This is a genomic window from Brevibacillus sp. SIMBA_040 (assembly GCF_046535075.1).
Taxonomy (GTDB): Bacteria; Bacillota; Bacilli; order Brevibacillales; family Brevibacillaceae; genus Brevibacillus.
This window is the reverse complement of sequence record NZ_JAWRXI010000307.1, coordinates 1-253: the sequence shown is the minus strand read 5'-3', so window position 1 is coordinate 253 and position 253 is coordinate 1. Positions and strand designations below refer to the sequence as shown.

Below are 253 nucleotides of genomic sequence, written 5' to 3'. Positions count from 1 at the left end.
CATGGTATAGTTTATTTTTTAATGAACTTAAAAGTCTGTGTCTTATCTTTTAAAACAATCTGTAGAATATAATTTCCTTTTGAAAGGGCAGTAATATCGATACTTTCTGTATTTAAAATATTCTGCTGAACGATTCTTCCGCTTGTATCGAAGATCTTATAGGTATTGATTCCTTTTAAATTTTTAATAAAAATAAAATCTGTGGCAGGGTTGGGGTAAATACTGATGTCACTTTTAATTAACGTTTCAGAAG

At 28.5% G+C, this 253-nt stretch carries 1 protein-coding gene; it reads right to left on the bottom strand.

What is annotated here, in order from left to right; translation table 11 throughout:
- Positions 1 to 11 precede the first annotated feature (11 nt).
- Positions 12 to 253, bottom strand: a 242-nt coding sequence (locus SB752_RS32930) for a T9SS type A sorting domain-containing protein (protein WP_410719583.1), incomplete at its 5' end; no start/stop codon positions are given.